This is a genomic window from Clostridiales bacterium (assembly GCA_012512255.1).
Classification (GTDB): domain Bacteria; phylum Bacillota; class Clostridia; order Christensenellales; family DUVY01; genus DUVY01.
The window spans coordinates 1-8,230 of record JAAZDJ010000118.1 but is presented as its reverse complement, the minus strand read 5'-3'; the positions used below and the strand labels follow the sequence as shown (position 1 = coordinate 8,230).

Below are 8,230 nucleotides of genomic sequence, written 5' to 3'. Positions count from 1 at the left end.
TGGCTACCCTTCGGAGGCCATAGGTTACAAAAAGCGCCAAAATATCGCCAAAGCCGCGATAACATATATTAAGCAAAACAACTTATTTGATTTGCCTATGCGGTTTGATGTCGTGGAAATAATAGGCGACGAAGTCAAGTTAATAAAAGACGCTTTTTCGTCTAACATACGGTATTAAAAAAATATTTGACTTTACCCCCAATATTGATTTAAATATTTTATTGAAAAAAAGAGCTTTTTTAGGAGGTGACGAATGCAAAAAAAACAATTTCAAGCCGAATCCAAAAGACTGCTTGAGCTTATGGTTAATTCAATCTATACCCATAAAGAAATATTTCTAAGGGAGCTTATCTCCAACGCCAGCGACGCTTTGGACAAGATGTATTACAAAGCCCTGACAGACAATTCAATACAGTTTAACAAAGACGATTATTATATAAGAATAAGCATTGACAAGGACGCGCGCACGCTTACCATAAGCGATACGGGCATAGGCATGACCCAAGAAGAGCTTGAGTCCAACCTAGGCACAATCGCCAAAAGCGGCTCGTGGGACTTCAAGCAATCCAACGAGCAAAAAGAAGATATCAATATTATAGGACAGTTTGGCGTGGGCTTTTACTCGGCGTTTATGGTCTCCCAACATGTCCAAGTTATCTCAAAAGCGTTCGGGGCCGAGCAGGCTTTTGTTTGGGAATCGGACGGAGTTGACGGATATACTATCGCCCCGACGCAAAAAGATACCGTCGGCACGGATATTATCCTTACAATCAAACCCAGCTCAGACGAGGAAAACTATGACGAGTTTTTAGAAGAGTATCGTATAAGATCGCTTGTCAAGAAGTATTCGGATTTTATCAGATATCCCATAAAGATGCTTGTCGCCAAGCGCCGCAAAAAAGAAGGCACAAAAGACGAATACGAAGACTATAAAGAGGACGAAATCTTAAACAGCATGGTGCCTATTTGGCGCAAAAACAAATCCGAATTAAAACCCGAGGACTATGAAAAATTTTATGAAGAAAAGCATTACGGTTTTGGCAAGCCGCTAAGTTATATACACTTGGATCTTGAAGGCGTTACAAGCTTTAAAGCCATATTGTATATACCCGAATATGTTCCTTTTGATTATTACTCAAAAGAATATCAAAAAGGTCTTGAGCTTTATTCAAACGGCGTATTGGTTATGTCCAAGTGCTCTGATTTGCTGCCCGATTATTTCGCTTTTGTTCAAGGCCTTGTTGACAGCGAAAACTTGTCTTTGAATATATCAAGGGAACTGTTGCAACACGACCGCCAATTAAAATTCATCGCCAAAAAAATTAAAGAAAAAATCAGGTCCGAACTGCTTGCTATGCTGCAAAAGGAGCGCGAAAAATATCTGAAGTTTTTCAAAAACTTCGGCAAGACGCTGAAATACGGTATTTACGCCAATTTCGGCGCGGATAAGGAAGATTTGCAAGATTTGTTAGTGTTTTATTCGTCAAAAGAAAAGAAAGAAGTTACTTTGGACGAATATGTTTCGCGCATGCCCGAGGGTCAAAAATACATCTATTACGCGACAGGCGAGAGCGTCGCGCGCATCGCCAAATTGCCCCAGACCGAGGCGGTCGCGGACAAAGGTTACGAGATATTATTCTTTACCGACGAGATTGACGAATTCGCCATAAAAATGATGGGCAAATACAAAGAAAAAGAGTTTAAGTCATTGTCCGAAAGCGGCGATTTGGGCTTGGGCGACGGCCCAAAAGGCGATGAAAACCAGGACCAAAAATACAAAGACATTTTCCAAAAAGCCAAAGAAATACTAAAAGACAAGGTAAAGGATGTTCGCGCTTCCAAAAAGCTAAAGACGCATCCCGTTTGCATGTCTAGCGAAGGCGCTTTGTCTTTGGAAATGGAAAAAGTCTTGCAAGCTTTGCCCAACAACCCGGGCGTCAAGGCCGATAAAATATTAGAAATCAACACTTCCCATGATGTTTTTAAGGCGCTTGAAAAGGCTTACAAAGACGACGAGCAAAAATTTAATTTGTATATCAATTTATTATACGACCAAGCGCTTATCATTGAAGGCCTGTCCGTGCCAGACCCTGTGGAGTTTTCCAATAATATTTGCAAACTTATGGTTTAAAAAAGCGTCAATGATTTTGATATAAAACGCTAAAACTATAAAACAACCCAAAAAATAAAAAAAACGCTGAATTTTCTTTCAGCGTTTTTTGTTTATTTATTTCTTTTTTTTCTTGATAAGGTTGTCATACTTATAAGCCAACACCATCAGGTTGTCCCTTAAATGGACATTTTCCACGATAACATCTTCGGGCACATCCAAATCAACATAACAAAAATTAAGCAACGCCTTTATGCCGAGCGAGATTAATTCTTTGGCCACTATGGAAGCTTCTTGGGAGGGCACGGACAGTATAGCGATGTCGGGCTTATGTTCTTGTATAAAATCAGGCAATTGGCTTATCGGATACACGCGATGTCCCGCGATGTCCGGCATCTCGGCTATGTCAAACACGCCGATTAATCTAAAACCCCTGTTCCTAAACATCCTGTGGGATATAAGCGCCTTGCCGATATTGCCCGCGCCCACAATTATTACCTTCTTTTCCTCATTAAGCCCCAAAACCCTTTTTATTTCTTCGTATAGTTCTTTGACATTATAGCCGTAGCCTTGCTGTCCCGAAACGGTGAAATGTCCCAAATCATGCCTGATTTGCGAGGCGGTAACATTCATTTTATGGGACAACTCGCCCGAGGAGACCTTTTTTATCCCTACATTCATATAATCGTCAAGATATCTAAAATATCTAGGAAGTCGCGCGATCAGTTCTTTTGAAAGAGTTTTATCCCCCATTTTAACCTCCTAAGTTTTATTATGATAATTATAGCATAATAGTAACTCTTTGACAAGGTATGAAAATTATTATCTAATATCGTGAGCGCAATATCAAAAACTTTAGCCCAATAAATAAATAAAAAAAATCTTGTAAATAAATAGTATAAAGCAAAAGACTTCTATTATATTGTCAATCAATCATAAAATAAATAAGTATTAACAAAAAGGCGTCCTAAATATCTATGGATTTTATGTCAGAGTTATCCAAGTTAATAGACTTGCCCGCCGATATAATAATGCGTTATAGATATACCGTTTTGGGCGGCAAAGCGGTTTATGTGGCGGGGCACAAAGGCCTTAAGCTTTTTAACAGCGAAGAAATAATACTAAAGATAGACAAAGAGATTTTGACCGTAACGGGACAGGATTTGATTATCAAACATCTTAGCAATAACGATTGTATAATTATCGGTAGCATTAATTCGGTTGTGGTAGGCAAATAAAACAAGGGAAAAATCATGTTTCAAAAAATCGCCGATTTTATTTTTGGCAAAAACAAAATAGAAATAACAGGGCTTAATTTAGATAGATTGTTAAATACTTTGGCGGTTTCGGGCGTTATTATGCGCAATATTTGCCGCGTATCACATAGGATAGTAACCTTTGATTTGACCGATAAAATGCTAAAAAAGGCGCTTGGTCGCATAGATCCCTTATGGTATAATGTGCGTATATTATCAAGACGCAGCTTGAAAAGCAGCCTTATCAACTTTTGGAAACAAAGACCAGGGTTATTGATTGGTTTTGTATTGACGATAATAATTATCGCCGTCTTTAATATGTTTGTTTGGGACATCAAAATCAACGGCAACGAGCAAATTGCCGATAAAGCGGTCTTTGAGGCGCTTGATAGTTTGGGCATAAAAAAAGGCAAATTAATCAACAATATAGACAGAAAAAAACTAGCCCAAGATTTAAACTCGCGACTAAACCAAGCAAGTCTTGTAAGCGTGGAAATCAAAGGCGTTACTTTGCTAATCAATATCAAAGAACGCATCCCAAAACCGCAAGAAGAAGACCAAAAAACGGCGGACGAAATAATCAGCGGATACGATTGCCAAATTACCAAGATTGCGCTGCTTAATGGAACGGCTTTGGTCAAAATAGGGGACATAGTAAAAAAAGGCGAAGTTTTGGCGGCGGCTTACGAGGAATATTACGAGGGAAGCCAAAAAGTCAAAGAGCCTATAAGGGCGGAGGGCGAATTTTGGGGCAAGGTTTGGTTTTCGCATACCAAATATTACGCTAGCGACGGCGTAAAGTACATAAGAACGGGCGCCAAAAAAACCAAATTTTTTTGGGAATTGTTTAATTTAAAAAACCCAAAAAGTTATCAGCCTGCGTTTAACTTTTACGAGGCCGAAAGCAGCCAAGTCAAGATTAATTTTTTATTGCCGCTTAAAATACATAAGACCGTATATTATGAAGTCAAGCCGAAGTTGATTGCGCTGTCATTAGAGCAAGCCCAAGAGCTTTACGGGCGGGAAATTTTGGAAGAGGCAAGGCAAAAAATCCCAAAAGACGCCGTAATTTTAAACAGCTTTATCAAAACAAGCGAAGAAAACGGGCTTATAAGGATAGACGCGGTCTTTGAAACCGAATTAAAAGTGGGCGCAAGGCTAAAATTAACATCGTAGTAATTTTTTATTAAGATATGATATAATAAGACAAATAAAGATAAAACAAATAGGAGAAATATTTGACAGAATACATTAATATTAATTCGGATAAGATGCTCAGACTTTTCGGAGCATACGATGAAAATATCAAGTTAATCAGCGAAAGCTATGGAGTGACAATTAGGCAAAAAGACAATTTTATAGAAATTTCAGGCGCCGACGAAGCGGTAGAGCAAGCCAAGCTGTTAATGGACAAGCTGTGCGAGCTTTTGGACAAAGGCTATGAGATAAGCAAAGAAAAGGTCATGGCGGGCATAGACTTGGCGCGGCTTAACAGGCTTGACGAGATAGTTTCAATCAGCGCCGAAACAATAGCGGTGACATCCAAAGGCAGACCCATAAAATGCAAAACCTTGGGCCAAAAAGAGTATGTGGAAGCAATCAAAAATAATACCATAGTATTTGGCATAGGCCCGGCGGGAACGGGCAAGACCTATCTTGCCGTGGCCTTGGCTTCGGCCGCTTACAAAAAGCGCGAGGTGGAAAAAATCATCCTAACCCGCCCGGCCATAGAAGCGGGCGAAAAGCTCGGGTTTTTGCCGGGCGATCTCCAGACCAAGGTTGACCCGTATTTGAGGCCTTTGTATGACGCTTTGCAAGAGATGTTCGGCATGGACAATTACCTTAAATTACTGGAACGCGGAATTATTGAAGTCGCGCCTTTGGCGTATATGCGCGGGCGCACTTTGTCTAACGCGTTTATTATCCTTGACGAGGCACAAAACACCACAATATTGCAGATGAAAATGTTCTTGACAAGACTTGGAAATGATAGTAAGGTTGTTGTTAACGGCGACACCACCCAGACCGACTTGCCGCCGGGCGTGACAAGCGGGCTGTTTCACGCGACCAAAATATTGACAGGTATCAAAGGAATAGCCACGGTAACGTTAACTTCCAAAGATATAGTCCGCAATCCTTTGGTTAGAAGCATAATTTCGGCTTATGACAATGATACCAAAAACATCCAAGGTAAAACCGATGAACGAGACAAAACCGATAGAAAATAATAATAAAAAAGTATCAGATAACAACAAAAAAATAATCTTTGCCAATTCCATAATAATATTCGCCTGCGTCATATTTTTATTGGCGGTAGCGATTATAAGGTTTAATATAATAGACGGCAGGCCGTTAGACAAGACTATTATTCCTTATGCCAATCTTTTGGTTATTTTCGCCCTATGTTTTTGCGTAATTTTATTCGCGTTAAAATATCTTGATCCAAAAAATTATAACACCAAAATGTTTGGCGTAATTTGCTTTGTAATAGCTATAAATTACGCCGTTTGCATTTTGATAGAAAAATTAAGCGTCTTCGCGATGCCCGTTACCCTTACGGTATTGCTTTTGAGCGTCTTTACCAACACAAAAACGGCTTTTTTGGGCAATGTCTTTAGCATGCTTATGCTTCATATTACGCTTATGGCGATGGCGGTATCGGCCGAGCAGCCCATACCCCAAATGCTATTGCCCATTATGATTTTTACCATAACAGCGGGCACAATTTTGTCAATTGTTATCAATACCGATATCAGAAGGCTTACATATGTAATTAATGGCGTCGCCGTCAACCTGATTAGCTTGCCAATTATAATCTTATATCAGCTTATAATAGCGCCCCAATCTTTTATGGAATTATTGGGCGAGTTGCCATTTATCGCTTTTATGGTTTTGGGATCTGTCTTGTTGGCGCTGTTGTTTCAGCCCATAATAGAAGCCATGTTTAATATCAATTCCAACTTTAGATTTATGGAACTTTGCGACCACCACAGACCGTTATTGTTAAGGCTGGCAAAGACCGCCCCCGGAACATTCAACCATTCTTTGACGGTGGCCAACTTGGCGGAAACTTGCGCAAGGGCGATTAACGAAAATACGTATTTTGCCCGGGCAGCCGCTTATTATCACGATGTGGGCAAGTTATATAACAATAACATGAGATTTTTTAAAGAAAACCAATTTAGCGATGTTAACCCGCATGACGGGCTTACTCCCGAGGTTTCATGCGATATTATAAGAAAGCACGCGTCCCAAGGCAAACAAATATGCGCCGAATACCGCATACCCCAAGAGATAGCGGACATTACAGCGGAGCACCATGGCACAATGCCTATATTTTATTTTTATAACAAGGCAAAAGAAATGACCGACAGGGAAATCAATATAAAAGAATACTGCTACCAAGGCCCTATACCGTCTTCTAAGGTCGCGGCTATAATAATGATTTGCGACGCGGCCGAGGCGACCGTGCGCGCGATGAAAGAACCCACATACGAAAAAGTTGAGAAAATTGTAAAAGACATAATTGACCAGCGCTTAAGATACGGTCAGTTTGACAATTGCGATATTACTTTAAAAGAACTCGCCATTATAAAAAATACCATTGTCCACGCTTTCGGCGGTCTTTATCACGAGAGAATTCAATACCCGGAAGTTTAAAAAAATGAAAATTATATCCGAAAACGCGGTAAAGCCGTTTTATAAAAAGATATTCAAAACAGCTATTAAGATGTTAGGCCAGCCCAAATACTTGTCTTTGGGGCTTAATTTTATGACCAAGGACGAGATAAAAGAGCTCAACAAAATAACCCGCTCCATTGAAGAGCCTACGGACGTGCTGAGCTATCCGAATCTAAAACTATTAGCCGGCGAAAAAGCCGATAAAGATGTATTTACATCGGAGTATGACCGCACAACGCGCGCCTTATTTTTGGGCGAGATTGTCATTTGCGAAGAAATAGCCCAGGAGCAAGCTATTGAATACGGCCATTCTCTAAAACGCGAATTGGGATTTTTGTTTGTCCATGGCCTATTGCATTTGCTTGGCTATGACCATATCCATCCCGAAGACCAAAAGATAATGCGATATTGGCAAGACAAAATTTTATCCCAATTGAAATTAGACAGATAAAGCAAAAGGCGCTTATTTTTCTTTTTTTTCCAATCTGAGCTGCCTTAATAAGTTAAGCGCCTCAGGATGCTTTCTAACGGCGGCGGCGGTTATCCATTTTTTAGCGGCGTTTAAGTCTTTGGCGACGCCGTCGCCTTTTAAAAATCTCAACCCCAATTGGTATTGGGCTTCCATGTTGCCGTTTTCGGCCGACTTAATATTAAAAAAAACAGCTTTTTCAATGTCTTTGGTGACGCCCAGCCCGTTTTCATACAAATAGGAAAGTTTCAATTGGGCCAAAGCGTCTTTCTTTTTGGCGGATTCGTAATACCACCTTGCCGCTTCGGCGTAATTTCTTTCAACGCCTATGCCGTGTTGAAAACAATACGCCGCGTTGCATTGGGCGGACACATGGCCTTTTTGCGCCGCTTTAATAAACAAGCTGGTGGCGTTTTCATAATCTTTATCTACGCCTTTTCCGTAAAAATAACAAATCCCAAGCGCGAACTCCCCCTCGGCATAGCCGTTTCGCGCCGCTTGGGCATACCAATAAACCGCGCCTTTATAATCTTGGTTTACGCCCAGACCCAACTCATAACATACGCCCAAAGCGAACTGGGCTTTTGGATAATTATTTTGGGCGGCTTTTGAGTACCAATAGACCGCTTTTTTATAATCCTTTTCTACGCCGTGCCCTGTTTTGAAAAAATCGCCCAAATAAGTTTGGGCTTCGGGATAGCCTTTTTCGGCAAG

General features: G+C 40.5%; 9 protein-coding genes. 7 read left to right on the top strand and 2 right to left on the bottom strand.

Features of this window, described 5'->3' with window-relative positions:
* On the top strand, positions 1 to 178 hold a 178-nt coding region (locus GX756_06040), incomplete at its 5' end, for a hypothetical protein (GenBank protein ID NLC17420.1).
* A gap of 75 nt (positions 179 to 253) precedes the next feature.
* Entirely contained in the window at positions 254 to 2,131 is a 1,878-nt protein-coding gene (gene htpG / locus GX756_06035) for a molecular chaperone HtpG (protein ID NLC17419.1), read from the top strand.
* Positions 2,132 to 2,227: 96 nt separating this feature from the next.
* On the opposite strand, the gene GX756_06030 is transcribed toward htpG, so the two are convergent.
* Positions 2,228 to 2,863, bottom strand: a complete 636-nt coding sequence (locus GX756_06030) for a redox-sensing transcriptional repressor Rex (GenBank protein ID NLC17418.1) — start codon at positions 2,861 to 2,863, stop codon at positions 2,228 to 2,230.
* A 224-nt stretch (positions 2,864 to 3,087) separates the two neighbouring features.
* Between GX756_06030 and GX756_06025 the strand changes: the two genes are divergently transcribed.
* The 5 genes from GX756_06025 (at position 3,088) to ybeY (ending at position 7,498) form a co-directional block, all read left to right on the top strand.
* Positions 3,088 to 3,348, top strand: a complete 261-nt coding sequence (locus GX756_06025; GenBank protein ID NLC17417.1) for a hypothetical protein — start codon at positions 3,088 to 3,090, stop codon at positions 3,346 to 3,348.
* A gap of 15 nt (positions 3,349 to 3,363) precedes the next feature.
* A complete protein-coding gene (locus GX756_06020; GenBank protein ID NLC17416.1) occupies positions 3,364 to 4,542 on the top strand; it encodes a sporulation protein YqfD in 1,179 nt (392 codons plus the stop codon).
* A gap of 62 nt (positions 4,543 to 4,604) precedes the next feature.
* Positions 4,605 to 5,594 (top strand): PhoH family protein, encoded by a 990-nt coding sequence (locus GX756_06015; protein ID NLC17415.1) that lies wholly within the window; start codon positions 4,605 to 4,607, stop codon positions 5,592 to 5,594.
* A complete protein-coding gene (locus GX756_06010) occupies positions 5,566 to 7,026 on the top strand; it encodes an HDIG domain-containing protein (GenBank protein ID NLC17414.1) in 1,461 nt (486 codons plus the stop codon). Before GX756_06015 ends, GX756_06010 begins: the two co-directional genes overlap by 29 nt.
* 4 nt (positions 7,027 to 7,030) lie before the next feature.
* The gene (gene ybeY / locus GX756_06005; protein NLC17413.1) at positions 7,031 to 7,498 is read left to right on the top strand and encodes an rRNA maturation RNase YbeY; all 468 of its coding nucleotides are present in this window, start codon (positions 7,031 to 7,033) and stop codon (positions 7,496 to 7,498) included.
* A gap of 12 nt (positions 7,499 to 7,510) precedes the next feature.
* Here ybeY and GX756_06000 read toward each other — a convergent pair.
* Positions 7,511 to 8,230 (bottom strand): sel1 repeat family protein (locus GX756_06000; GenBank protein NLC17412.1); only part of this gene is annotated, 720 nt, incomplete at its 5' end.

Bases quoted from the DNA above. Each gene is read 5' to 3' on its own strand.
- htpG (NLC17419.1), top strand. From the start codon at position 254: ATGCAAAAAAAACAATTTCAAGCCGAATCCAAAAGACTGCTTGAGCTT.
- GX756_06030 (NLC17418.1), bottom strand. From the start codon at position 2,863: ATGGGGGATAAAACTCTTTCAAAAGAACTGATCGCGCGACTTCCTAGA.
- GX756_06025 (NLC17417.1), top strand. From the start codon at position 3,088: ATGGATTTTATGTCAGAGTTATCCAAGTTAATAGACTTGCCCGCCGAT.
- GX756_06020 (NLC17416.1), top strand. From the start codon at position 3,364: ATGTTTCAAAAAATCGCCGATTTTATTTTTGGCAAAAACAAAATAGAA.
- GX756_06010 (NLC17414.1), top strand. From the start codon at position 5,566: ATGAACGAGACAAAACCGATAGAAAATAATAATAAAAAAGTATCAGAT.
- ybeY (NLC17413.1), top strand. From the start codon at position 7,031: ATGAAAATTATATCCGAAAACGCGGTAAAGCCGTTTTATAAAAAGATA.